This is a genomic window from Anaerosporobacter mobilis DSM 15930, from assembly GCF_900142955.1.
In the GTDB taxonomy this organism is placed as follows: domain Bacteria; phylum Bacillota; class Clostridia; order Lachnospirales; family Lachnospiraceae; genus Anaerosporobacter; species Anaerosporobacter mobilis.
This window is the reverse complement of sequence record NZ_FRCP01000013.1, coordinates 118,353-144,301: the sequence shown is the minus strand read 5'-3', so window position 1 is coordinate 144,301 and position 25,949 is coordinate 118,353. Positions and strand designations below refer to the sequence as shown.

The window sequence follows — 25,949 nt, the reverse complement described above, 5'->3', positions numbered from 1 at the left end:
AAAACTCGCAGTATATCAACTTAGAATCGTTGAAAAAGCTATAGAGTTTGGCATTCAATCAATAATGCGAAAGGAAATTTATTCATGAAATCAGTTTGGTCGGATCACAGTAATATACCACAATTTCCACAGTTGCGTAAAGATATTAAGACAGAGGTGTTAATAATTGGTGGTGGAATGTGTGGGGTTTTATGTGCATACTTTTTAGAACAAAAAGGCATTGATTACGTTTTAGTGGAAGGGGAAAGAATCGGACAAGGTATAACCAAAAACACGACAGCAAAAGTAACATCGCAACATGGATTAATCTATGATAAATTAATTAAGAATGCAGGAATTGAAAAGGCAAAGATGTATCTTCGGTCAAATGAAGATGCAGTAACAAAGTACCGTGAGCTCTGCCAGAATATAAAGTGTGATTTTGAGCAAAAGGATGCGTATACGTATTCCCTTTCAGATAGAAAACAATTGGAAGATGAAGTTAAGGCAGTAAATGTTCTCGGGTTGAAAGCTGAATTGGTGGATAAATTACCCTTACCATTTGAAACCAAAGGTGCAATTAAAGTCGGAAATCAAGCACAATTTAATCCTCTTTTATTCCTATCAGAGATTGCAAAAGGGCTTAAGATTTATGAGAATACATTTATACGTGATATAAAAGATCATACAGCAATAGCGGATGATGTTAAGATAACGGCCAATAAAATTATCGTTGCTACTCATTTTCCGTTAATTAATAAGCATGGGAGTTACTTCTTGAAGATGTATCAACATCGTTCCTATGTAATTGCACTTGAAAATGCACCTAAGGTTAATGGAATGTATGTAGATGAGGCGCAAAAGGGAATGTCTTTTCGTAATTATGAGGATTTATTATTAATTGGAGGAGGAGATCATCGAACTGGTAAGTCAGGTGGTAACTGGCAAGAACTTAGAGATTTTGCGAAAAAGAATTATCCCAAAGCAATAGAAAAGTATGCTTGGGCAACACAGGATTGTATGAGCCTTGATGGAATTCCTTATATCGGGCATTACTCCAAACAAACACCTCATATGTATGTAGCGACTGGTTTTAATAAATGGGGAATGACCTCTTCTATGGTAGCGGCTATGATTTTAAGTGATATGGTTATGGGTAAGGATAACGAGTGGCGGCAGGTATATACACCACATCGAAGTATGATAAAACCACAACTTTTCATGAATGGTGTTGAGGCTGTAAGCAATCTATTAACACCAACCATGAAACGCTGTCCACATATGGGGTGTGCATTAAAGTGGAATAAGATCGAGCGTACTTGGGATTGTCCTTGTCATGGGTCACGCTTTGATAATAAAGGGCAGTTAATTGATAACCCTGCGAAGCACAATGCGAAGGTATAACTGTTGACGCCTCAAGACTATTGCGATAGTATGACTATATACTATTGCAATAGTTGTTTTGTTCCAAAGGATATAGGAATCTTAGAATTAATAAAGTAAATGATACAAAGGTCGATCGGTTAGAAGTGGAGAATTAAGTTAAGGTATTCGATTTATCTTCTTTTGTAATATCTTCAAGTACTTGAATTAAGTCAGTTATTTCATAAATCTGTACATTTCGTTCTAGAATAGCATTCTTTAAATCGATGGACAAGGTTTCAAATTGATGTTGCAATTTGGGGTCTACGTATGACATATCTATTCACCTCTTTTAATAAATTATTAACTGAAAATAGTATGCGTAGGAATAAGTAAGTTATGCGGGCCAATCGATCCTGGTCCGAAATTAAGAAAAAACAGATGTAATTAATCTTATGTTCAAAATATAATAAAAACTATATGTACTAAAATAGTTCGAGGATTATGTAATCCCCGAACTGTCTATAGTCTGACACAATTGGACCCCCACCAGCTATCATGATTCTTTAAGAAAGAAGTAATAATCTGCATTTTGTATGGTAACTGTCATAGCTGGATTATCTAGTTTTACCCTAATAGAAAGAATGATACGTCTAAATGCATCCCAGTAATCTTCGCTATCTGGAGTATCAATTGGATTTCTTAAACAGGATATGACATATGCAGTATCACCTAAATCACATCCTCTATTCTTTCCACACACCAATGTTCGGGCATCTATTAGAGCAGTTACATATATAGAGCTATTGTTATACTCATCGTCTGCACTTTCTTCCCACAAATATGCAATAAATTCGTCTGTATAATATTGAGTATTGATACCAAATACCGTAACAACATATCTCTCGGTTAACATAGCACCACGTTTTCTCTTTTTATTTATCTTATGATTCAAAATAGATACTTGTTACTATTGAGTAGAGTTAACTTACTGGCAACTGTATCATTTCAACTTGTTATTCGGTAATCTGCATTATATAATAACAATATCTACTTTTAATAGCAAAGAAGTGGTGCTGTAGAACCCTGATACAATTAAACAAGAAGAGGAGGAAGTATATGCAATATGAATTACAAGGAGATTCTCTACCTGTAGTAATCTGTCATTTAGATCCAGGAGAGAGAATGATTACAGAAAGAGGCTCAATGGCTTGGATGTCTCCTAACATGAAGATGGAGACAACATCAAATGGAGGTGTTGGAAAAGCATTAGGAAGAATGTTCACAGGAGAAGCATTGTTCCAAAACATCTACACTGCACAAGGTGGATCGGGAATGATAGCTTTCGCATCCAGTTTTCCAGGTTCCATCCGTGTATTTGATCTAGAACCAGGTAGAGATATTATTGTTCAAAAGTCTGCTTTTCTTGCATCGGAGGCTAGTGTGGAATTATCGGTACATTTTCGTAAGAAATTAGGTGCTGGTTTCTTCGGTGGAGAAGGTTTTATTATGCAACGTTTGTCTGGTAGAGGGAAAGCTTTCATCGAGATGGACGGTCATATGGTGGAATATAATCTAGGAGCAGGACAATCAATTGTCATTGATACAGGATACTTAGCTGCAATGGATGCAACTTGTTCTATGGATATTCAGACAGTTCCAGGAGTAAAGAATATGTTATTCGGAGGAGAAGGAATCTTCAACACGGTTGTAACTGGTCCGGGAAGAGTAATCTTACAGACGATGCCAATTAGTAATGTAGCTACATCATTAAGAGGATTTATGCCATCTTCGTAAAAGCTAATATAAATTATTGAAGAATTTTATTTCTAGCAATGTCAATCGTATCTTGAGGATATGAATAGAATAATTATATAAAATGCCAGTAGAGTAACTGTAAATGTTACTTCTACTGGCATTTTATGTAAAGTAAAACATTGACTAGATGCTGTATTAGTAATACAATACAGTATAACTAATGCAGTTTTCTGGAAGGAGGATCCATGTCAGATTTTACAAAACTAAATATCGATGATTTTAACCCAATTTATGAGCAAATTATACGTTATGTTAAGAAGACTTTCATATCTAGAGCTTTAGTTCTTGATATAGGTAAATTAGTCACTGATTATAAAGAACAGGAGTTAGAAGAGGGAGAGTTACTTGATTATCTAAGAACGACAAGTAGGTAGATGTGAATGCAAAACTCTATACACAATCACAAGTAAGTAAAATGGAGATAAGAGTATGTACAAAAATTATAAGCACAAATTGAATATGCTCGAACTAGGGTGCAAGATATTAAAACTTATTGGTATTCTGCTTGCTGGTGGATTACTTACGCATAGTATTCACCTATATTCGGTAAGAAACATTGTATTAGTTGTTGTAGGCATAATGTTAGCTACTTTGCTTATTCTTGTAGCTGTGGAACTACATCAAGACAAGGTGTTGAATGAACAGGCAGTGCGTCTAGACTCAAAAATAGAAGCGGGAATTAAGAAAAAATCCTTTTCACTCCATTATAATAAATGTGAAATCTGGTGTGAACATCTGGATTCACTAGGGGATCATAAAAAGATTGTTATGAATAAATTTAAAGAAGATTTGTTGGAAGTTAAGAAAGTATCAGCACCATCTTTTATTGCAGTTAATCTTGATGAGACAATGGTTGACAGAGCTATCTTAGAAATGGTTCTTTATTCTTATCGTGATCTAGATAAAGATTTGAAGAAAGTTGTATTTATAGGGCTAAGCAGACGTAATATCAGGTTAGTGAAAAAAATAATAAGAGAGAGTGATAAAAGGATTACATACATAACAGGCTGTATAAACGATTTTGAAAAAGCCAAAGAATGGTTGGTACAATACTCTTTGTAGCCACCACGATTGATACACATATTTTGTTGATTTTGGGCGGTTTTCAATAAAAACAGCACATATCACTTCTATGTATGTGCTGATTAATCGTTATATGGCAAAAGTAGTATATCATAGCAAGAACTTCTCATCTACAGTTTAAATACAATATTAATTTAACCAGTTGACAAAGATATTTGGTTAAGATTATATAAATTTCAAAGTAAATATAAATATTTCAAAATATAGCATTTTACGAGCTGAGTGTCAGGGGGTATTATCAATATGAGGGTTATATATTATTTTAGTGGAACAGGGAATAGTTTATCTGTGGCAAAAGAAATCGCAGATAGCTTAACTAATACAGATTTGGTGCGAATAGACTTTACGAAATTGCAAAAGAGAGTATCTATCGAATCGTATGAACAAATAGGTATTGTATTTCCGGTTTATTCGTATCATATGCCCAAATTAGTAGTAGAATTTTTGAAGACGCTACAATTTAATTCGAATCAATATGTATTTGGAATTGCTACATGTGGTGCGGTCGCAGGAGAAGCATTGAAAGATTTAAGAAACTTGATTAGAGGGCAGGGAGGCGAGTTGACAGCAGAATTCAAAATGAATTTACCTGGTAATTGTATTATAGAGTATACAGCTTATCCGAATATAATACAGAAGCGACTCATACAGAAGCAAGAAGTTAGTGTGAACAAAATTATTGAAGCAGTGGAACATAACAAAAAAACATTGAAGATTAACGCTAGCCTATTTGCTAAGGTATTTTCAAAAACAGCAGAGAAGAGATACCAATCCTATAGTGAAACAGCAAAACACTTTTGCATAACTAGCGGATGCACGCAATGTGGTACGTGTCAGAAAGTCTGTCCAGCCAATAATATTATGATACATAACGGAAGTCCCTCTTGGGGAAAAAATTGTGAAGCCTGTATGGCTTGTATTCAATGGTGTCCTGCCAGGGCTATTCAATATGGAAAGAAAACTATAGCTAGAACGAGGTATCATCATCCAAAAGTAACCTTGGGACAAATGAAATTCTAAGTAGATTTTGGGTTAGATTGGTAAGAATAAAGAAATGAATTGTTCTTTTTCAAATAAATCATTACATTCCTTTTATTTTTATAAAGTTATGATATAATAAACTTTATAAAAATTATGTAAAGGTGAATGAAGAACATGAGACAAGGGTTTGATAACGAAAAATACTTGAAAATGCAATCAGAACATATTTTAGAGCGTATTGCGAAATTTGATAATAAACTATATCTAGAGTTTGGTGGAAAACTTTTTGATGACTATCATGCATCAAGAGTCCTTCCTGGTTTTGAACCATCAAGTAAATTACAGATGTTAATGCAGTTGAAAGATCAAGCAGAGATATTATTTGTAATTAGTGCGGAAGATATTGAAAGAAACAAAATCCGCGGTGACATAGGTATTACTTACGATATGGACGTACTCCGTCTAATTGATGAATATCGTCGTAAAGGATTATATGTTGGTAGTGTCGTTATATCACAATATTCAGGACAAACTAGTGCTAACGTATTCAAGGACAAGCTAGAGAAGAAAGATGTTACTGTATATTATCATTATAAAATTGATGGATATCCAAACAATGTGAAACATATCGTAAGTGAAGAAGGATACGGAAAGAACGATTATGTTAAGACCTCAAGACCACTTGTGGTTGTAACTGCTCCTGGCCCCGGTAGTGGTAAGATGGCAACTTGCTTATCACAGCTATACCATGAACATAAACATGGAGTGAACGCAGGATATGCGAAGTATGAAACCTTCCCAGTATGGAATCTTCCATTAAAACATCCGGTAAATCTAGCGTATGAGGCGGCAACGGTAGATCTTAATGACGTGAATATGATTGATCCATTCCATCTTGACGCATATGGCGAGACCACCGTTAATTACAATCGTGATGTGGAGATATTCCCAGTCGTGAATGCTATGTTTGAAATGATATATGGTGAAAGCCCATATAAATCCCCTACAGACATGGGTGTTAACATGGCAGGAAAATGTATCTTTGATGATGAAGCTTGTCGTGAGGCATCAAACCAAGAAATTATCAGAAGATACTATGAGACTTTGAATAAAATTGCTACTGATAGCGCAACAAAAGATGAGCTATACAAAGTAGAGTTATTAATGAATCAAGCCAAGATTACTTTAGAAGATCGTAAAGTCGTTGGTGCTGCTAACAATAAAATGGAAGAAACTAGTGATGATGCGGTTGCTATGGAATTACTTGATGGAACAATTGTTACTGGTAAAACATCAGATCTATTGGGACCATCAGCAGCGGTATTATTAAATGCAGTAAAATACCTTGCAGAAATTGGTGATGATGTTCATATCATTGCACCAAGTGCTATCGAACCAATCCAAAGATTAAAGGTAGAATATCTAGGAAGTAAGAACCCAAGACTTCATACCGATGAAGTTTTAATCGCATTATCAAGTAGTGCTTCAGCAGATGAGAATGCAGCAAAAGCCTTGAATGTATTGAAGAATCTACGTGGAGCACAAGCACATTCGACTGTTAGATTAACAAAAGTTGATCTTGATAGCTTTAAGAAGTTAGGAGTTCAAGTAACAATGGACAGTAAATCTTCTCAAAGCGTTTTGGTTGATAATCACTAGAATGCAAAGTGACAAGTTGAATAATTAGAAAAAAATAGAACCTACAGGAATACACCAAGTGTATTGGTTATTCTGAAGGTTCTTTTTATATGTATACTGCATTTTTCTAATTTGACAAACAGAGCAATAATATTGCTACTTTCTCTTTTCTGAAAGGAATAATCCAACTAAGGTTAATACAATACCACATATTGTTGTAACGGTTATCGCCTCATGAAGTACGAGCGCAGAAGTTATAGCAGTAATAACGGGAACTCCGTATATGTACACACTCGTTTTTACTGTGCCAAGATGACGAACAGCATAGTTCCAAGTAACAAAACATAATGCACATGCCCCAATACCTAAGAAAATAAAATTCAATACATTAGTACAATTCATAAAGGGTTCTAGTGTAATATGGAAATCCATTATAAATAGAAATGGAAACATAAAGAGTAGCCCATAGAAGAAAATTCTTCTTGTAGTCTGTATCATATTATACCCAAAGGAACTAAGTTTTTTTGTAATGATTGAATAGAATGCCCATAATATTGCAGCACCAATTGCTAGTAAATCACCAAGTGGGTTGATGGAAAATTCTGTTTTGCTATTAAAACTGATGAGACAGATACCAGCTAAAGCAATCCCAAAACCGATAAAAAACCGAATATGTGGTTTTTCTTCTTTAAGAAGAAGGAACCCTAGGATTGCAGTAAAGAAAGGTGCTATAGAAACAACAACACCAACATTAGAAGCAAGGGTGTAGGTTAATGCAATGTTTTCAAAAAGATAGTAAAGGGTTACTCCACATAAACCTGCAGCAGCAAAATATATTTCTTGCTTTTTATCGGTTATGCGAAGATGTTTTGGATAAGCGACCCAAAGTGCTGCATATCCAATAACAAAGCGGATGAAGAGAATCTCCACAGGAGAGAAGCTTCTTAATAGAACTTTGGTTGATATGAAAGTGGTACCCCAAACGATAATGGTAAATATGCAGGCAAGATGTCCCCTTGTCTTGTGGTTATCTAGTGTAATGTTAGTGTTCATGTGTGGTCTCCTTATTAATTGTTTTCTTGTAAGATATTACACCCAAAATATATAATTATAGTAAAATAATAATTGACTTTAGTCAATGACAGACATATAATGATACAAATACAATCCCTATAAAGAAACTATGAAATGTAGAGTAAATAATAACTAAAAGCAAGAGTTTATGATAGTAATTATAAAATTGAAGAGGAGTGATGGAATGAAAGAAGATTTACTTCTAGAAGAGGTTATAAAGGATTTTAAATGGCTTCATGAGAACCCTGAATTAGCATATCAAGAATATAAAACAACGGAGTATATAAAGGAACAACTGAAGAAAGAAAATGTTACAATTATTGATGTACCATTAGAAACTGGCTTAGTTGCTCAGGTTAAAGGAAGTCAAGACGGACCAGTAATTGCATTACGATGTGATATTGATGCATTGCCAATTGAGGAGGAGTCTGGATTATCCTATTCATCAAAAAAACCTGGACTTATGCATGCGTGCGGACATGATTTTCATACAGCGGTTATGCTTGGTGTAGCTAAGGTGTTGAACTTACATAAGGAGGAATTAAAAGGAACCGTTAAGATTATATTCCAGCCAGCGGAAGAGGCACCAGGAGGTGCTTATAAGATCATAGAGACGCCTGTATTAGACGATGTGAAACTGATTTGGGGAATTCATACGGCACCTGGAATTCCGGTAGGTACGTTTGCCATAAGTGAGGGTGCTGTGATGGCAGCGGTCGATCGATTCGAAATCAGGGTACACGGGACAGGTACACATGCGGCACATCCAGAGGAAGGAATCGATCCGATTGTAGTTATGTCAGCAATTGTTCAATCTGTTCAGACGATAGTAAGTAGGAATATGAATCCATTTCATTCTACTTTAGTAAGCATAACAAGAATTGAGAGTGGGAACACCTGGAATGTTATCCCTGAGAAGGGATTCATGGAAGGAACCGTTCGTACCTTAGATGCCCTGGATCGAAAACAGATACAAACAAGATTATCTGATTTGGTAAATGGAATTGCAAGGAGTTATGGTGCAGAAGCCGAACTTACTTGGTATGCTGGTCCACCGGCTGTATATAATGAAGCTCCCTTATGTGAATTTGCTAGAGAAGTTGCGGTAAAGTTAGGGGCTAAGGTATCAGAAGTAGAGAAGTCTTTAGGTGGAGAAGATTTTAGCTTATACCAAGAGACAATACCTGGAGCGTATCTTAAGATAGGAACAGGTGGGGTACATCCGATACATCACCCAGCATTTATAGCTGATCCAGAAGCACTTGTACCTACAGTAAAATATATTGTAGAGTTAGCAAAAGAAAGTTTGAATCGATACAAGTAGGGAAGCAGTTTGCAATTGTTCGATTTATTGTATAATATTAAGTAGTAGAAAGGCAGGAGAAAGATATGAAAAAAAGTTGGAAGAAAATAGTTGGAACACTATTAACCGTAGCGTTAGTAGGGTCTCTCACAGCATGTGGCGGGAAAAAGAATGATAATGGAGTGACTAACGCAGAAAATAGTGCAACTAGTGATGTTGTAACCATTGGGATTTCTGATACAATCGGATCATTAAATCCATTATTAATGGATGGAACAGAAGTTGTTAAGTACGCGACTTCATTTGAGTTCTTACCATTAGTTGAATTGAATAAGAATATGGAATTCGAAGGACAGATAGCAAGTGAGATTACAACGAAAGATAACAAAACATTTACAATTAAGATAGATCCTAATGCGGTATGGTCAGATAAGGAACCAATTACTTCAAAGGATGTACTTTTTAGTTTTCTATGCTGGGCTAGTCCAGAGATCGGTAGCACAGGTATGTCAATCTACAATATAGAAGGTACCGGAGATGATGGCTTTGTAGAAGCTGGTTCCGATAGTATCAGTGGCGTAGTTGCAGTAGATGATAAGACAGTGCAGATTACCACTAAGACAGAGATGGCATTATCAACCTTTCAAAATATCTATGGAAGATATATTCTGATTATTCCAGAGCATATTCTTGGAGATGTACCAAAAGATCAGATGCTTTCTAACGAATGGTTTAATGCTCCAACAGTAGTAAGTGGACCATATATCGTTAAGGATTTTGATTTAAATCATTATGTAACCTATGAAGCCAATGAAAACTATTTCAAAGGTGCTCCTAAGATTAAGAACCTTTCAATCAAGGTTGTAACTCCAAGTCAATTATTAACAGGACTTCAATCAGGAGAAATCGATCTAGTACAACAAACAATGGGAAATATTCTTCAAGAAGACTTTGAAAGTGTTAAAAAACTTGATAATATAACAGTATATGATGGTACACCTGTTACTACACAATCGATCTTCTTCAATACAGAAAAAGTTACGAATGTAAAAGTCCGTCAAGCGTTCTTATATGGAATGGATAGAAATATTATCTTACAAGAATTCCTAAAAGGTAAAGGTGAAATCGTTGATGGTTTCCTTGCAAGTGCAGGTCCTTTCTTTGATCCAAGTATTGTTCCAGTAGCTTATGATAAGGATAAAGCGGTACAATTACTAGAAGAAGCGAAAGCAGAAGGCTGGGATCCGTCTACAGAATATAATTTCTATGTTAACAGTGGAGATACAACATTTACGCAAGTAGCAAGTTATCTTGCAGCACAGTTTGCTGAAATCGGATTAAAGATTAAGGTTAATACGGTAGACCTCTCAACCCTAATGACAGTTGCAGGTAGTGGAGATTTCGATCTACTAGCAGTACAATATTCATATATACCAGTTGATATATTTACCGATGCGAATTGGTTATTATCTGCAGGTGGCTGGACTAGATATCAAAATGATGAGGTAACTAAGGCGTTAATGGATACACAAGTGACAGTAGATACGGATAAGATTAGAGAATCCTATCGAATCGTTGATAGTGTGGTTCAAACAGAAGTACCAATGATTAATGCGTACGTAATTAGCGGTTTAGGTGCAAAGAGCAATCGTTTACAAAATGCTACTCCAGATGTATATGGTACATTCCTAAATGTACAAGATTGGGAGATTAAGTAAGGAAAGCGAGGGCAGAGTTAGATGCCATTATTACAGGTCAAAGATTTAGAAGTTGCGTTCGAAAAAGAACATGAAGAGCTCGTGTTTGTTGATAAGGTTAATTTCCATGTAGATGAAGGTGAAATCCTTTGTATAGTTGGAGAATCAGGCTGTGGAAAAAGTGTGACAGCATTATCAATCATGGGATTGCTAGGACAGCAGGGGCGTGTAAAAAGTGGTGAAGTTCTGTTCAATGGAAGAGATTTATTAAAACTGAAAGAAAAAGAACTAGATCAGATACGTGGTAATGAGATTGCAATGGTATTTCAAGATGTTATGAATTGCCTCAATCCAAGCTTCACAGTGGGGAACCAGATGGCAGAAGCGATTCGTATTCATCTAGGGTATGATAAGAAGAAAACAAAAGAGCATGCGATACAACTTCTTGAGAAAGTTGGGTTACCAGATGCGAAAGCGGTAATGAAGAAATACCCCCATATGTTGTCAGGGGGTATGAGGCAAAGAGTTATGATAGCAATGGCACTGATTTGCCGTCCTAAGTTACTAATTGCAGATGAACCAACCACCGCTCTTGATGTTACCATACAGTTACAGATTATGAAACTCCTCCTTGAACTTAGGGATGAATACCACATGTCAATTCTATTAATTACACACGATATCGGCGTAGTTGCAGAGGAAGCAGACCGAGTTGTTGTTATGTATGCGGGGCAGTGTGTAGAAGAAACAGATGTGCATAGTCTTTTCAAAAAGCCTGCACATCCTTATACAGAAGCATTATTACAATCTGTTCCGACAATCTATGGTGATCCTGCTAGAAAGTTAAAATCCATTCCAGGCACAGTGCCTGAGAATTATCAAGAACTAGAGGGATGTCGATTTGCGGACCGTTGTAGTTATGCTACTAAGGAATGCTATACAAAACAAGAATATCATGAGGTTGAGCCAGGACACTTGGTACGCTGTTGGAAGGGGTTGCTAAACAATGACAAACAATAAGAAACCTATTGTAGTAGTGGAAGGCCTTCGTAAGTATTACCCCGTTGGTAATTCAAATACATCAAGAGCAAGGCAGATGGTGCATGCAGTAGATGATGTCAGCTTTGAGATAGCAGAAGGGGAAACCCTTGGGATTGTAGGAGAGTCTGGTTGTGGGAAATCAACCATTGGACGCCAGATTATGGCGTTAGAGAGGCCAAATGCGGGTAAGATTTGGTATGATGGTCAAGACATAACAGCCATGTCAGAAAGTCAATTACGTGGAATACGTACCGAATTCCAAATGATTTTTCAAGATACCAACTCATCCTTGAATCCTAGAAAGCAAATCTATGATATCCTAGCAACACCAATGCTTTATCATAAGATAGCTACGAAAGAAAATGTGAAACAAGAAGTGGAACGGTTATTAGATATGGTTGGTCTTGCGAAAAGTTCATTGAATAAATTCCCCCATGAATTCTCAGGTGGACAAAGACAAAGAATCGGTATTGCAAGAGCATTATCACTTAAACCAAGACTACTTGTCTGTGATGAGCCAGTAAGTGCACTAGATGTATCGGTTCAAGCACAGATTCTTAATTTACTTACAAGTTTACAAGAAGAGATGAATCTAACATATGTATTTATTGGACATGGTTTGGGTGCAGTACGTTATATCAGTACGAGAATTGCAGTTATGTATCTTGGTAAGATTGTGGAGATCGCAGACGCAAAGGATCTGTTTGAGAATCCGCAACATCCGTATACGAAAGCACTTGTAGATGCTTCTCCAATTCCAGATCCTAATCTTCGTGACCGATCAAGAATTGTAATCAGCGGAGAGATACCATCTCCAGTGAATCCACCTAGTGGATGTCGATATCATCCGAGATGTCCTTATGCAAAAGAGGAATGCAAGAAGGTGGATATGGAATTACAGGTAGTAGATAGTTCTAGTAGTCATCTATGTGCATGTCCATTTTATGCAACAAATTTAGCAAAGGAGGAATAACGCATGTGGAAATACATTCTAAAGCGAATAGCAGCTGCAATACCAGTTCTCATTGGTATTACCATAATTGATTATCTTATTATGAGCCGTGCGGGAAGTCCTCTAGCTATGATGCATGGACCAAAGATTTCTGAAAGTGCCATTGAGGTTAAGGCAGCTATGTTAGGATTGGATAAACCAATTTACCTACAGTATTTTGACTGGTTAAAACAAGTGTTAACTGGAAACCTGGGGTATTCTATTAAGAGTTATCAGCCGGTAACGTCTATTATAGGAAGTCATATTGGTTCTACACTACTTCTTATGGGAACCTCCTTGCTTGTTGGTCTTGTTATTGCTATACCAGCAGGGATTTATAGTGCAATACATCGTTATAAGAAAAGAGATTATACACTTGTTACACTTTCATTCCTTGGAACAAGTATACCAAGCTTTTTCCTAGCACTTATCTTCATCTATTTGTTCACAGTAAAGCTTGGTTGGCTTCCATCTAGTGGAATGATTACACAAGGTACTGGGGGCGATTTTTTAGATGTTGTGAAACATATGATTATGCCAGTATCGGTACTTGCTGTATCTATAGCTGGAACGAATATTCGATATGTGCGCAGTGCTATGTTAGAAGTTTTACAACAAGATTATCTTAGGACGGCTAAGGCAAAAGGAATTGGAAGATTTTTAGTTATTAATAAGCATGCACTTAGAAATGCCATGCTTCCTGTTGTAACCGTTATCGGAATGCAGATACCAGTGTTGTTTGGTGGAGCCGTTATTGTAGAGCAGATGTTTAGTTGGCCTGGACTTGGATTGATTACGATGAATGCAATTACGAGTAGAGACTATCCTGTTATTATGGGAGTATGTTTACTAACTGCAGTAGTTGTTTTATTAGCCAACTTAATAACAGATATAATCTATGCGATCGTGGATCCGACCATTCAGTATAGGTAGAAGGAGTTGACATATGGAACATAAGGGAAACATGCAAAGAGTCACAAAAAGATTTATGAAACATAAACTAGCAGTAGTTAGTTTGATTTTTTTACTAATTATGATAATCTTAGCTATCTTAGCTCCAGTGATTGCGCCTTACAATCCAAACCAAGTAAGTGGTGGATTTTCGAAACCACCATCAATGGATCACCTATTAGGAACGGATCAGATAGGTAGGGATATGTTAAGTCGATTATTATATGCAATGAGAATTTCGTTGTTCGTGGGTGCAGCTGCTACAGTTATATCAACATTGATAGGAGTTATACTAGGATTGTTATCTGGTTTCATTGGTGGAGTAGTTGATAGTATTATTATGAGAATTACAGACATGGTAATGTCTTTTCCATACATCTTATTAGTATTAGTTGCAGCAGCAGTATTTGAACCAGGATTATGGAGCATCGTACTTATCTTAGGCTTTGTAGACTGGCCTGGAGTAGCTAGATTAGTACGAGGCAATGTTTTATCGATTCGAGAGATGAATTATATTAAAGCAGATATTGCGGCAGGTATGCCAAAGCGCTTTATATTATTTTCAGAGATATTACCTAATACCATAGCGCCTGTGTTTGTTTACGCAACACAAGTTTTTGCAATATCTATCTTAGACGAAGCTGCACTTAGTTTTTTGGGAATGGGTGTTCAGCCACCAACCGCCAGCTTAGGTAATATATTAAATGGAGCAGAATCTATTACCGTACTTACAAGTAAATTCTGGTTATGGGTTCCAGCTGGAGTATTAATTGTATTGTTGGTAATCAGTATTAATTTTGTCGGGGATGCACTTCGAGATGCATTGGATCCGTCGGTTTAACAAGTTGCTTCTATGCTAGCCGTACTATAACTAAAAACGATAGCGAAACATCTTTAGTACTTCTTAGTGTGTACTAGATAACATAGCGTGTTTTGTGTTATAGTACACCAGCAAAGACGCTATGATAATGTATATGAGATTTGCATCAAGAATGAGGAGGGATGTGTATGAAGAATTATTTGTATTATCAGACATCCGAATATGATTGTGGTCCTACCACGTTGTGTAATGCAATGAGATATTTATATAGAAGAGAAGAATTATCACCAGAATTGCTAAAGGCAATATTCATGTATACCTTAGATGCCTATAACGAGAAGGGTGAAGTTGGTAGACATGGAACTTCTAGAATGGCGATGGAGTTCTTATCCAGTTGGTTTAATCAATTTGGAAAGAGCAAAAATTTCCCGATTCATTCAGAATTCCTTGTAGATAATCAAGTGTACATAGGACAAAATAGTAGAATTACAAGTTGTCTTCAGCAAAAAGGGGTAGTAGTAGTCCGCATCTTACTTGAAGGTGATGGACATTATGTATTATTAACCGGATTACATGGTGGACTGGTTGGTATATTTGATCCTTATGATATGTCAGACAACAGAGATTTAGCTTTCCCAGGAGTTAAAATAGTTGGTGATAAGCCAAAGAAGAGAAATCGTTTAGTAAGGCCTGAGATTATGAACTCGGAGTCGGAACGCTCCTATTCTTTAGGTGCCCTCAACGCACGAGAAGCGATGCTTATCTACAATACCGATACAAGAGAGACGCCAGATAAAACCATTGAATATATGATTTAGTACACTATAATAGTGGCTAATTATAGACTATAATGTGGATTTATGGAAAGGAAGTCTTCATTTCACTTGCCAATACGTATAAAATGTGATATTCTGACTTTACTATAACGTTTTAATAAAAAAATCAGGCAGGTGAAGGTATGGCGAATATTACAATTAAAGATGTTGCAAAAGAAGCAGGGGTTTCGATAGGAACAGTTTCTAATGCTTTGAACGGTAATAGATATATTAATCCTGATACAAAGCAAAGGGTTATGGACGCAGTTAAAAAACTAAATTATATTCCTAATTTAAATGGTAGATACTTAAAGGCTGGAGCAACAAAGAATCTTGGTTTTTTTACGAATAGTATATCAGGCCCTTACTTTTGCAATTTAATGGATTATATGTGTAGACAATGTGAGCGCAGAGGATATAATCTTAATGTTTTTATAACAAAGGATTCTTCTGTTATTATGGGGAATATTCTAGGGAAGAATCTAGATGGTGTCCTTATATATGAAGACACAACGATTAATGAAAATGAAATTCGCATTTTTGAAAAGGAAGGTATAAAAGTGGTCTTTCTTGACCGTGAAGTAAGTAAGCAAGGTGTATCGAGCATATTGTTCGATTCTTATAAGGCAGGATATGAGGCTACAAAGCATCTTATCAATTTGGGGCATAAAAAGATCGCTTTTATTGAATGTGTTGATGAAGTAACAGATAGTTTACGTCGTAAAGAAGGCTACAAGGCTGCCTTGCGAGAATGCAATTTGCCGATAGAAGAGAGATTCATCTTAAAGGGAGCTTTTGAAGAGGAATATACATACAATACGATAAAAACTCTTTTAAAATTCCATTCATCAGATCTTCCAGATGCATTCTTAGCGGGTAATGATTTAAGTGCTATTGGTTGTATCAAAGCATTACAATCAGATGGCTTTCAAGTGCCGGAAGACTTCAGCGTTATGGGGTTTGATGATATTGACATAGCGCAATATTTTACTCCAAGTTTAACAACTGTAAGAAACCCTATTGCTAGGCAGGGAACACTAGCTATTGATACTCTAGTTGATATGGTTGAAGGTAAGGAACAAGGAACAATTGTTAAATTAGAAGGAAATTTGATTATAAGAAATTCCTGTACAAGAAAGAAATAGTTGTAATAGGGAAAAAAGAGAGCAAAGAATACGTGTACCAGTATTCTTTGCTTTTTTTTGCTAAAAAACTACTTGTTGTTTTGGGAACTTGTATAAAAACGTTATTATAAAGGTGATAAAGTGCATGATTTAGCTGAAAAATAATATAATCAACCCCAATAAGCAGAATAATCAATGTACAAATTCACTAAAAAATAAAAAATAAACATTGAAATATTAAAAAATATGTGCTATATTGATAATAATTAAAACGTTTTAATATGAAATATAAAAATAGCAATTAATTTTTTAATGAAAAGTGTACTTAGAAAATTGAATAAGGTGAATAGGAGGAAAAAATGAAAAGGAATAAGTTGTTAAAGCGGGGGTTTGCTTTACTTTTGAGTTTGGCAATTAGTGTGAATACGGGAGGATTTGCAAATAATCTTAGTGGAATGAATGCGGTAAAAGCAGACGGAATTGATAATAAGATTACATTTGCTGATTTTGAATTGCCTTTTAATGGGATTTCTTCAGGGAACCAATTGGTTTCAGATGATGAAAGACAAACTGTTTTAAAATACATAACGACAAGTGGTGGAGGAAGTGATGAGGTAACAATCAAAGGCATGGATCAAGTGCCGGTGGATATTACTGACATGACAAAGCTTGTTATAACAATAAAAGATACACAAGGAAGTAATACAATACGTGTTAATGTTGATAACAAGGGAGAACAATGGTCAAATGATAGTACAGTTCCAGGAGAATGGTGTGAAATAGAAATGCCTCTTAATAAGTGGGGGATTACAAGTGGTCAGATTTCACAAATTAAAATATATGAGTGGAATAAAGGAACGTACTTTATTGATGATATCTATTTCTCTAATGAGGATGGAACTAGTAAGATAGTATTCCAAGACTTTGAAAAGACAATGGGAATTAATAACCCATCTTCTAACATGATAACAGCGAAGGATAAGAAATCTGGAAACACTTCTTTGCTGTATCAAAAATCAGAAGGAGATGTTCAAATTACGCATCCCGTTGTTGAAGGAGTAGATGCCACTGGTAAAGATAATCTGATTATTTGGATTAAGGACACCAAAGGAGATAACAATTTTGAACTTCAATTAACAGATGCCGATGGTGGTACTTCAAAATCGGGATATTGGACAACTACTAACGCAGTTAAGGATCAATGGGTGCCAATTGTTGTACCTATGACAGAACTAACAGCAGATGACTCCACACTAGATATATCAAAAATTGTTAAGGTTAAGATATGGGAATATAACAATGGTGATTACTACATAGATGATATTTATTTCTCCAATGCTATTCCGCCTAAGATGCCTGAGTTTAGTCATGAAAAGGGTAATTATAGCGAGGCGTTTGAATTGATTCTTTCGGCAGAAATAGGAGCAGATATTTATTACACAACAGATGGTACTATACCAACAGAAAGTTCTGCTTTATATACGGAGGCAATCGCTATTACAACTACGACTACTATCAAAGCAATGGCGGTAAGAGAAGGTGAAAGCAGCGCTATAGCAACAGCGGTTTATGTTATAAGACCTAATGAATTACCTACTAAAACTGTTTTGCATAACTTTGAACAAGAACCTACAGTATTAGTCAATGCGGCGTTGACTTCGGAAGATAAATATACTGGAGAGAAGTCAGCAGCATATGTAGTAGGTAGTTCTGGAAGTCCTAATGAAGAATCAAGTTTCTATGTAGAGGCTGATAATAGCTTAGATTGTAAATACTATGATTATTTCGTATTTTGGCTAAAGGATACACAAGGGAACAATAACGTAATGTTACAATTTGTTGATGAAGATAATAACATGACAAATTGGGCTTGGTATGATAATGCTGCTTCTGTAAGTGGTAAATCAGTGAAAAACCAATGGACAGAGTATGCAATTCCTATGTCGCAGATTGAACAAAAGGAAAAAGTGGATTTAACTAGAATCAAAGGAGTACGTATTGGACAATGGAATGCGGGTGTTTATTATATTGATGAGATGTATTTTTCTAATGCATTAGCACCTAAAACACCGGTTGCGAATTATAATTCTGGAACGTATGAACAGTTAACAGATATTACGCTTACAACAACGAACACAGATTGTCAAATCTACTACACGACAGATGGAACGCAACCAACCCTAGATTCGACAATCTACACAGCACCATTTGCAGTGACAAAAGATACGACTGTAAAAGCAATCACGGCAAGAAGTGCAGATGATTTTAGTGGTGTTGCAACGTATAACTATAGAATTAAAGCACTGCCTGAGAATGGCGATGTTATATTTCATACCTTTGAGAGTGGGGGAGACCAGATTCAGAATGCATATGGTGTTCGATATGCACTAGAACCAGATGCGATAGAAGGTGGTTATTCTTTAAAGTGTGATATGTACACTGTTTCCGGAAATCCTTCAGAGAAAGTTAGAAGTGTATTCTTAAAACTTGAAGATGAAAAAACGGTGGATATAAGAAAATCGAATTACCTAACCTTCTACGTGAAAGATCTTCAAGGATACAACCTACCAACTGTATTATTGAAGGATAAGTTTGGGACGGTAGTATCAAGCAAGGTAGCGGGAACCACTGTATATGGGGAATGGACAAAGTGTTATGTATATCTTGATGATATAGATAGCAAAAAGGAGTTGGATAGAGCCTATATCAGTGAAGTTGGTTTTGGATTCAACAATACTGGAATTTATCTGATTGATAGTGTTTCGTTTGCAGAATATGTCTACGGAATCAACAATGAAGTAACAACTAATGATGTTGTTGCTAATGCAGCAACGGATAAAGAGTATGTTGGTTCTTGTACAACGGAATTATTTGCTAAAGATGGAGCTACTATTTATTATACGACAAATGGTAAGGAGCCTACAAAGAATAGTAATCTGTATACAAAGGCAATTACATCAACAAAGACAACAACAATTAAGGCGATTTCTGTGAAAGATGACGTAACAGGACCGATAAGTGAATTTACTTATGTTGTTAAACCGGGGAATGTTGTAATAACTCATGGAGCGGCTGGAACATATGATGAGTTTGCTGTTGTAGAGTTGGTATCATCATCAGGAGCAAACATCTATTATACGTTAGATGGTTCTGAGCCAGATAAAACAAAATTGTTATATAAGAAAGCGTTTCGAGTTGATGAAAATACTACTTTGAAAGCTGTGTCTTATGGCTTGGATGGCAGTGTGAGCGAAATTGGATCCTGGGAATATGCTATTAATAAGAAAGAAGTTACCCCTCCAGAAGATAATCCGATTGTAGTTTCGAATTTCTTAAGGACTGATGGTAAAGTAATTCGAGATAATTTTGGTAAAGGTGATGAAGTTATTCTTCGAGGAACGAATGCAGGTGGTTGGCTCGTTACTGAGAATTGGCAGTGCCCAGTTGATGCCGTAGATTTAGTTACGATAGTAGAAACATTTACAGAGCGTTTTGGAGCAAAGGTAGCCAAAGAATTGATTTCTCTATATCAGGATCATTGGTGGACAGAGAAAGATTTTGATTTGGCTAAAGCAGAAGGCGTGAATGTACTTCGTTTACCGATAACATATTTTGAGATGGCTAACACAGATGGATCATTAAAAGAAGAGGCATTTGAACGTCTTAATTGGTTTATTGAAGAAGCGAAGAAACGAGATATCTATGTGATGATTGATATGCACGGTGCTTTCGGTTCACAAAATGGTAAAGATCATTCAGGAGATACTACGATAGCTGATATAGGTAGATTCTATGGTGAAGAAGAGAATATTGAGAAGACAATCAAGCTTTGGGAAGCAATAGCTACAAGATATAAAGATGAACCAATGGTATGTGGATATGACTTATTGAATGAGCCTAGTACCAGCGGAACCATGCAATATGATGTTTATGATAGAATCTACCGAGCAATACGAGCTATCGATAAAAATCATATGATTTTCATGCAGGCGATATGGGAGCCTACAGATTTGCCAGATCCTGAATTATATGGCTGGGAAAATGTTGTATATCAGTATCATTTTTATCAATGGAACGATTTGAATAGCTTGAATTCACAACTGAATTTTATTAATAACAAAGTGTCCTTAATCAATGAAGCAACCAATTACAATGTACCTGTATTTATCGGAGAATTTACCTTCTTTGCAAATACAGAGAGTTGGAAACAGTGCTTAGAGATATTTGAAAGAGAAGGTTGGAGTTACACAACATGGACTTTTAAAGTATCCGATGGTGGTGAGGGAAGCAGTTGGGGAATCTACACGAAGAAATCAAATACGGTTAATATTAAAAGTGATTCAGAGGCGACAATTCGAAGTAAATGGAGTGAAGTTACTACGGATACATTTACTAGGAATACAGAAATTGCAAATATATTAAAAGGTTTCTTTGAGAAGAATGGGACAGTAAAGATTCCGTATACGGATAATTCAAACAATAATGGCGGTAATTCTGGTAATACACCTGGTGGTACAACGGAATCTGGAGAAAACGAAGAACAAGATAATTCAGGTGAATCGAATCAGCTAACAGTACCTTCAAGTGTTAAGAAATTACAAGAAAAAATCAAGATTACTTTAAATGCTAAGAAGATCTATGCATCTGGAAACAAAGGTAATGTAGCACAAATTAAAGCTACCATACCAGAAGGATTGAATCAGGTTGTAAAATTCAGTTACGATAAAACAAAAACCAATGAAGTAATTGTTACGTATACATCTGAAAATCCAAAGATAGCAACGGTTAGTAAAACTGGTAAAATAACAGCTAAGAAAACCGGAAAAGTAACAATTGTTGTTACCACTGAATTAAGAGATGGAACGAAGATTGCAACGAACTGTGTAGTAGAAGTCGAGAAGGCTACCATTTCATTAGTTAAAAAAGTTACTACCATGAAAGCTAGTAAAGAGCAGACGATTAAAATTAACTGCAAAGGATTTAAGACCTCTACAATAACATGGAAATCATCAAATAACGATATTGTTTCAGTTGGAACTAACAAAGGCAAAACACAAGTGAAACTGAAAGCAAAGAAAAAAGGAACTGCTAATATCATAATCTATAGTAGTGGTAAGAAAGTAAAGACAATTAAAATAATAGTAAAATAAAGTTTAGTTAAATAGTTAATGCAAAGAGGTTTAATTGATAGGATTAATCTAGGACAATGGCGTCAAAAACGTAATTCGCATAAGTGACGTCGTCCTAGATGAACCTATATGGAGTTTTCGTGAGTGCGTAATTTGAGGAATTATTTTAATATGAGGCATTATAAGAAGGAAGATGAAGTGGGAGCGTTTTGGTTAGATAATATGAAAGGAATCGTTATGAATACATATATAGAACGACTAAAGAAGAATCCACTTAAAGAAAAAGTGGATCTTATGCGTGCTTTACTAGATATCTGTAGACCAATCGTGCCTTGTTACAATGAATCGGGGGCCTTTTTGGTTTTGGGTAATACAGGGGCACACTATAATAATAAAGCTGCAGGTATGGAAGGTTTTTCCCGTATCTTGTGGGGATTTGCGCCACTGTTAGCTGGTGGAATTGATGGATTAACATTGGAAGAACAAGAAGAAGTTAATGAGATATTGAATATATACATAAAGGGAATAAGAAATGGTACGAATCCAAGAAGTGATTGGTACTGGTCGGAGGTTGAGGATTATGATCAGAAGATGGTTGAGATGGCAGCGTTAGCAATCGGGATTTGCTTGGCACCTGAGCAACTTTGGAATTCTTTTGGTAAAGAGGATAAGGAAAGAATCTATGTATGGTTTAATCAGATTAACCAGAGGGAAGTACATAAAAACAATTGGAGATTTTTCCGTATACTAACAAATATGATGTTTCAAATACGGGGGTTACCATTTGATGATACACGATTAGAAGAAGACTTTGATGTTATAGAAGCCTGCTACCAAGGTGAAGGGTGGTATTTTGATGGAAATCCACAGCAGATGGATTACTATATCCCTTTTGCAATGCATTTTTATGGACTGCTATACGCATCATTTATGAAGGAAAAGGATCAAGAGCGTTCGCGGAGGTTTACAGAAAGAGCAGCGACTTTTGCGAATGATTTTATATATTGGTTTGCGAATGATGGAACGGAAATACCATTTGGTAGAAGTTTAACGTATCGTTTTGCGCACAGTGCTTTCTTTTCTGCTATGGCGTTTAACGGAGAAAGTTCGCTTTCGTGGGGCGTGGTAAAAGGTGTTGTGTTACGAAATTTAAGGAGTTGGTTTGAAAAGCCTATCTTTGATGAATCGGGTATATTAAGCATTGGATATGGATATCCGAATCTGGTGATGAGTGAACGATATAACTCGCCTGGATCCCCGTACTGGGCTTTGAAGACATTCTTGGTACTAGCACTTGAAGAACATCATCCGTTCTGGGAGGCAGAGGAAGAAGTGTTTGATTACGAGCACTCAAAATGTTTGAGTAATCCTAAGATGATAATAACACATGAAGAAGAGAGTAATCATGTACAAGCCTTTATAACAGGACAACATTGTATGAACCATGGAAATTCAACTTCCAAATATGAAAAATTTGTATATTCCAATGTATTTGGCTTTAGTGTATCTAGAGGGACAGAATTATCGGATGGAGCATTTGACAATACTTTAGCAGTATCATTGTCCGATGACAATACCTATCGTATGCGAAACGGTACAGAGGAATGTAGAATAACGAATGAGTATACCTATGCGAAATATGTACTAATGCCTGGAGTTGAGATTGAGAGTTACGTAGTCCCTTGTGCTCCATGGCATGTGAGAGTGCATAAGATAAACACGGCAGTTCAAATTGATATCGCTGATGGTGGATATGCGATGGGAGCGGAAAAAGTAGGCGTAATTGATGTTAAACAGAATAATGAAACGTTTCAACAAAATGCAATTATAAATGATGACAATGGAATATTCATTAGGAAGCCTTGGGGAATCAGTGGAATAACCAGTCAAGAAGCAGGTACCTTTCATATAATAGATAGTTATCCTAATACGAATGTATTATGGAACTCTGCTGTAATTCCAACATTTTGTAAGAAATTAGAACCTGGAAATCATAGAATTATTACTTCTGTTTTAGGAGAAGCGAATGGTAATTGTATGAATTCACTTACTAAGAGACCGAATATCCAATGTGAAAAGGATTATGTAAGGATTCAATATAATGATAAACAAGTTATGGTAAAAGTATAAAAACATTCTGCAAATACTCTGTTATTTATGAAACGTTTCAATTGATATGTAGGTATAAAACATAAAAACCATACCTGAATCTTAAATAATATATAAAAATAGCACAAAAAAGAATTGACATAGCAATGAAATAATGATATTATTTTAAATATAAATTAAAACGTTTTAATAAAACTGTTAAAGTTAACAATGGAGGTTCAAAATGAGTAAGAAAAGACAAGGCTTCTTAAAAACAGTAAAAAAACAAGCAGGCTTGCAAAGTATGGTTATACCTGGTGTTATATTCATGATTATATTCTGTTTTATGCCAATCTATGGATTGAGCATTGCTTTCAAAAACTATACAGTTGTTGATACGTTAGCAACTGCCAAATGGGTAGGCTTTGATAATTTTATGATTGCTTTTCGAGATAAGTTCTTCTGGAAATCAGTAGTCAATACATTAGGAATTAGTTTCTTGAAATTATTGATAGGGTTCACAATTCCTATTATATTGTCGGTTATGATCTATGAGATAAAAGATGGACCATTTAAGAGGATTATGCAAACAATCTCATATCTACCACACTTTTTATCTTGGATTGTACTTGGTGGTATGATGATTAGCTGGATGTCAACAACAGGTATGTTTAATGAAATATTGCTTTCACTTGGAGTAATAAGTGAACCGAGAAATATATTGCTTGATGCAGATAAATATTGGCTTATAGCTGTTTTATCAGATGTATGGAAGGAAGCTGGTTGGGGGACGATTCTATACCTAGCGGCAATGGCAGGCATTGATAGTACATATTATGAAGCTGCCAGAATTGATGGGGCAAGTAGAATCAAGCAAATCTTGCACATTACATTACCTTTATTAAAAACTATTATTTGTTTGAATTTCATATTAACAGTAAGTGGATTGTTAAAATCGAATCTTGACCAGACGTTAGTATTAATGAATTCACAAAATCGTGTGAAAGCTGAAGTAATAGATTCCTATGTTTACCGAATGGGTATTACGCAAGGAGATTTCTCTTATGCAGCCGCTGTAGGATTAGGAGTTTCCATCGTATCATTAATTTTATTACTTAGTGCGAATTATTTAACTAGTAAGATTAATGATGAATCGGTATTGTAAGGAGGAGAAATCGTATGAAAAAAGTTAGAATGAGTGAAAGTAAGAGGTTTGATTTATTCAATCGATTTGTTTTACTTATAATTGCAGTTATTATTGTTATTCCAATATGGAATATCGTAGCAAGTTCCTTTAGTAGTGGGAAGTCGTTAGCAGAAGGTGGATTTGTTCTTTTTCCGAAGGAGTTCTCCATTGAGAACTATAGGGCTGTAATGAATGATCTTAGTATATGGAAGGCGTATATTGTATCCGTATCTAAGACAGTAATTGGTGTGGTAACTCACGTGTTCTTTTGTTCTATGGTCGCTTATGGTATGAGTAAAAGAGATTTAATGGGAAGAAAGATATACACAGCTATGGGTGTTGTTACATTATTCTTCTCAGGTGGTATGATTCCTACTTATTTATTAATGAGACAATTAAATCTTACAAATAGTTTTATGATTTATATTATTCCTGCTTTATTTAGCTACTATGATGTTGTTATCCTAATGAATTTCTTTAGACAGGTTCCGCCGTCTTTAGAAGAATCCGCAAAGATTGATGGTGCGGGTGTTTGGAGAATCTTCTTGAAGATTATTATGCCTTTATCAAAGCCTGCAATTGCAACGATAGCGCTGTTCAATGGGGTATATCAATGGAATGACTTCATGACTGCTAAATTATATATTACGGATAAAGCTTTATATCCAGTTCAAATGAAATTGTACGAGATTATCGTACAACAAAATGTTAAAAATATGCCAGTAGGTAGTGTGGTTATGGAAACTACTTCAAAAGGGGTACAGCTGGCAACAATTGTTATAACAACAGTTCCAATATTAATCGCTTATCCGCTGTTACAAAAGCATTTTGTTTCTGGCATGATGCTTGGCGCAGTGAAAGAATAAGAA

21 protein-coding genes are annotated in these 25,949 nt (G+C 35.7%); 18 read left to right on the top strand and 3 right to left on the bottom strand.

Annotated elements, in window-relative coordinates; translation table 11 throughout:
* The first annotated feature begins 84 nt into the window (after nucleotides 1–84).
* Entirely contained in the window at nucleotides 85–1,383 is a 1,299-nt protein-coding gene (locus BUB90_RS13215; RefSeq protein ID WP_073288512.1) for an FAD-dependent oxidoreductase, read from the top strand.
* Between the two features lie 133 nt (nucleotides 1,384–1,516).
* On the opposite strand, the gene BUB90_RS23545 is transcribed toward BUB90_RS13215, so the two are convergent.
* Complete coding sequence (locus BUB90_RS23545; protein WP_170865493.1) at nucleotides 1,517–1,678, bottom strand: hypothetical protein; 162 nt, start codon at nucleotides 1,676–1,678, stop codon at nucleotides 1,517–1,519.
* Between the two features lie 219 nt (nucleotides 1,679–1,897).
* On the bottom strand, nucleotides 1,898–2,296 hold the full coding sequence (locus BUB90_RS13210) for a hypothetical protein (RefSeq protein WP_139241767.1): 399 nt from the start codon (nucleotides 2,294–2,296) through the stop codon (nucleotides 1,898–1,900).
* 164 nt (nucleotides 2,297–2,460) lie between these two features.
* On the opposite strand from BUB90_RS13210, the gene BUB90_RS13205 reads away from it, so the two are divergent.
* The 5 genes from BUB90_RS13205 to BUB90_RS13185 all read left to right on the top strand — a co-directional run bounded on the left by BUB90_RS13205 (nucleotide 2,461) and on the right by BUB90_RS13185 (nucleotide 6,882).
* Nucleotides 2,461–3,138 carry a TIGR00266 family protein gene (locus BUB90_RS13205; protein ID WP_073288508.1) on the top strand — a complete coding sequence of 226 codons (678 nt, stop codon included), beginning with the start codon at nucleotides 2,461–2,463 and terminating at the stop codon, nucleotides 3,136–3,138.
* A 206-nt stretch (nucleotides 3,139–3,344) separates the two neighbouring features.
* Complete coding sequence (locus tag BUB90_RS13200; protein WP_073288505.1) at nucleotides 3,345–3,533, top strand: hypothetical protein; 189 nt, start codon at nucleotides 3,345–3,347, stop codon at nucleotides 3,531–3,533.
* 55 nt (nucleotides 3,534–3,588) lie between these two features.
* A complete protein-coding gene (locus BUB90_RS13195; protein WP_073288503.1) occupies nucleotides 3,589–4,221 on the top strand; it encodes a hypothetical protein in 633 nt (210 codons plus the stop codon).
* Nucleotides 4,222–4,485: 264 nt separating this feature from the next.
* Nucleotides 4,486–5,262: an EFR1 family ferrodoxin gene (locus BUB90_RS13190; RefSeq protein WP_073288501.1), complete on the top strand. Its 777-nt coding sequence runs from the start codon at nucleotides 4,486–4,488 to the stop codon at nucleotides 5,260–5,262.
* A gap of 135 nt (nucleotides 5,263–5,397) precedes the next feature.
* On the top strand, nucleotides 5,398–6,882 hold the full coding sequence (locus BUB90_RS13185; RefSeq protein WP_073288499.1) for a DUF1846 domain-containing protein: 1,485 nt from the start codon (nucleotides 5,398–5,400) through the stop codon (nucleotides 6,880–6,882).
* A gap of 135 nt (nucleotides 6,883–7,017) precedes the next feature.
* Here the strand turns inward: BUB90_RS13185 and BUB90_RS13180 are convergent, their stop codons facing one another.
* Nucleotides 7,018–7,914, bottom strand: coding sequence for a DMT family transporter (locus BUB90_RS13180; RefSeq protein WP_073288496.1), 897 nt, complete (start codon nucleotides 7,912–7,914; stop codon nucleotides 7,018–7,020).
* 205 nt (nucleotides 7,915–8,119) lie between these two features.
* On the opposite strand from BUB90_RS13180, the gene BUB90_RS13175 reads away from it, so the two are divergent.
* From BUB90_RS13175 to BUB90_RS13120, 12 genes are all read left to right on the top strand, one after another.
* Nucleotides 8,120–9,259 (top strand): amidohydrolase, encoded by a 1,140-nt coding sequence (locus tag BUB90_RS13175; protein ID WP_073288494.1) that lies wholly within the window; start codon nucleotides 8,120–8,122, stop codon nucleotides 9,257–9,259.
* A gap of 65 nt (nucleotides 9,260–9,324) precedes the next feature.
* Complete coding sequence (locus BUB90_RS13170; RefSeq protein ID WP_073288492.1) at nucleotides 9,325–10,956, top strand: ABC transporter substrate-binding protein; 1,632 nt, start codon at nucleotides 9,325–9,327, stop codon at nucleotides 10,954–10,956.
* Nucleotides 10,957–10,977: 21 nt separating this feature from the next.
* Entirely contained in the window at nucleotides 10,978–11,955 is a 978-nt protein-coding gene (locus tag BUB90_RS13165) for an ABC transporter ATP-binding protein (RefSeq protein ID WP_073288490.1), read from the top strand.
* Nucleotides 11,942–12,949, top strand: a complete 1,008-nt coding sequence (locus BUB90_RS13160; RefSeq protein ID WP_073288488.1) for an ABC transporter ATP-binding protein — start codon at nucleotides 11,942–11,944, stop codon at nucleotides 12,947–12,949. The genes BUB90_RS13165 and BUB90_RS13160 overlap by 14 nt, the downstream gene beginning before the upstream one ends.
* A 3-nt stretch (nucleotides 12,950–12,952) precedes the next feature.
* Nucleotides 12,953–13,900: an ABC transporter permease gene (locus BUB90_RS13155; protein ID WP_073288485.1), complete on the top strand. Its 948-nt coding sequence runs from the start codon at nucleotides 12,953–12,955 to the stop codon at nucleotides 13,898–13,900.
* A 13-nt stretch (nucleotides 13,901–13,913) separates the two neighbouring features.
* Complete coding sequence (locus BUB90_RS13150; RefSeq protein WP_073288483.1) at nucleotides 13,914–14,759, top strand: ABC transporter permease; 846 nt, start codon at nucleotides 13,914–13,916, stop codon at nucleotides 14,757–14,759.
* 167 nt (nucleotides 14,760–14,926) lie between these two features.
* Complete coding sequence (locus BUB90_RS13145; RefSeq protein WP_073288480.1) at nucleotides 14,927–15,556, top strand: hypothetical protein; 630 nt, start codon at nucleotides 14,927–14,929, stop codon at nucleotides 15,554–15,556.
* Nucleotides 15,557–15,696: 140 nt separating this feature from the next.
* A complete protein-coding gene (locus BUB90_RS13140; RefSeq protein WP_073288478.1) occupies nucleotides 15,697–16,698 on the top strand; it encodes a LacI family DNA-binding transcriptional regulator in 1,002 nt (333 codons plus the stop codon).
* Nucleotides 16,699–17,036: 338 nt separating this feature from the next.
* Nucleotides 17,037–21,827, top strand: a complete 4,791-nt coding sequence (locus BUB90_RS13135; protein WP_073288476.1) for a chitobiase/beta-hexosaminidase C-terminal domain-containing protein — start codon at nucleotides 17,037–17,039, stop codon at nucleotides 21,825–21,827.
* A 150-nt stretch (nucleotides 21,828–21,977) separates the two neighbouring features.
* A complete protein-coding gene (locus BUB90_RS13130; protein ID WP_084139253.1) occupies nucleotides 21,978–23,936 on the top strand; it encodes a DUF2264 domain-containing protein in 1,959 nt (652 codons plus the stop codon).
* Nucleotides 23,937–24,138: 202 nt separating this feature from the next.
* Nucleotides 24,139–25,059 (top strand): ABC transporter permease, encoded by a 921-nt coding sequence (locus BUB90_RS13125; protein WP_073288474.1) that lies wholly within the window; start codon nucleotides 24,139–24,141, stop codon nucleotides 25,057–25,059.
* Between the two features lie 14 nt (nucleotides 25,060–25,073).
* Nucleotides 25,074–25,946, top strand: coding sequence for a carbohydrate ABC transporter permease (locus BUB90_RS13120; RefSeq protein WP_073288472.1), 873 nt, complete (start codon nucleotides 25,074–25,076; stop codon nucleotides 25,944–25,946).
* The last annotated feature ends 3 nt before the right edge of the window (nucleotides 25,947–25,949 follow it).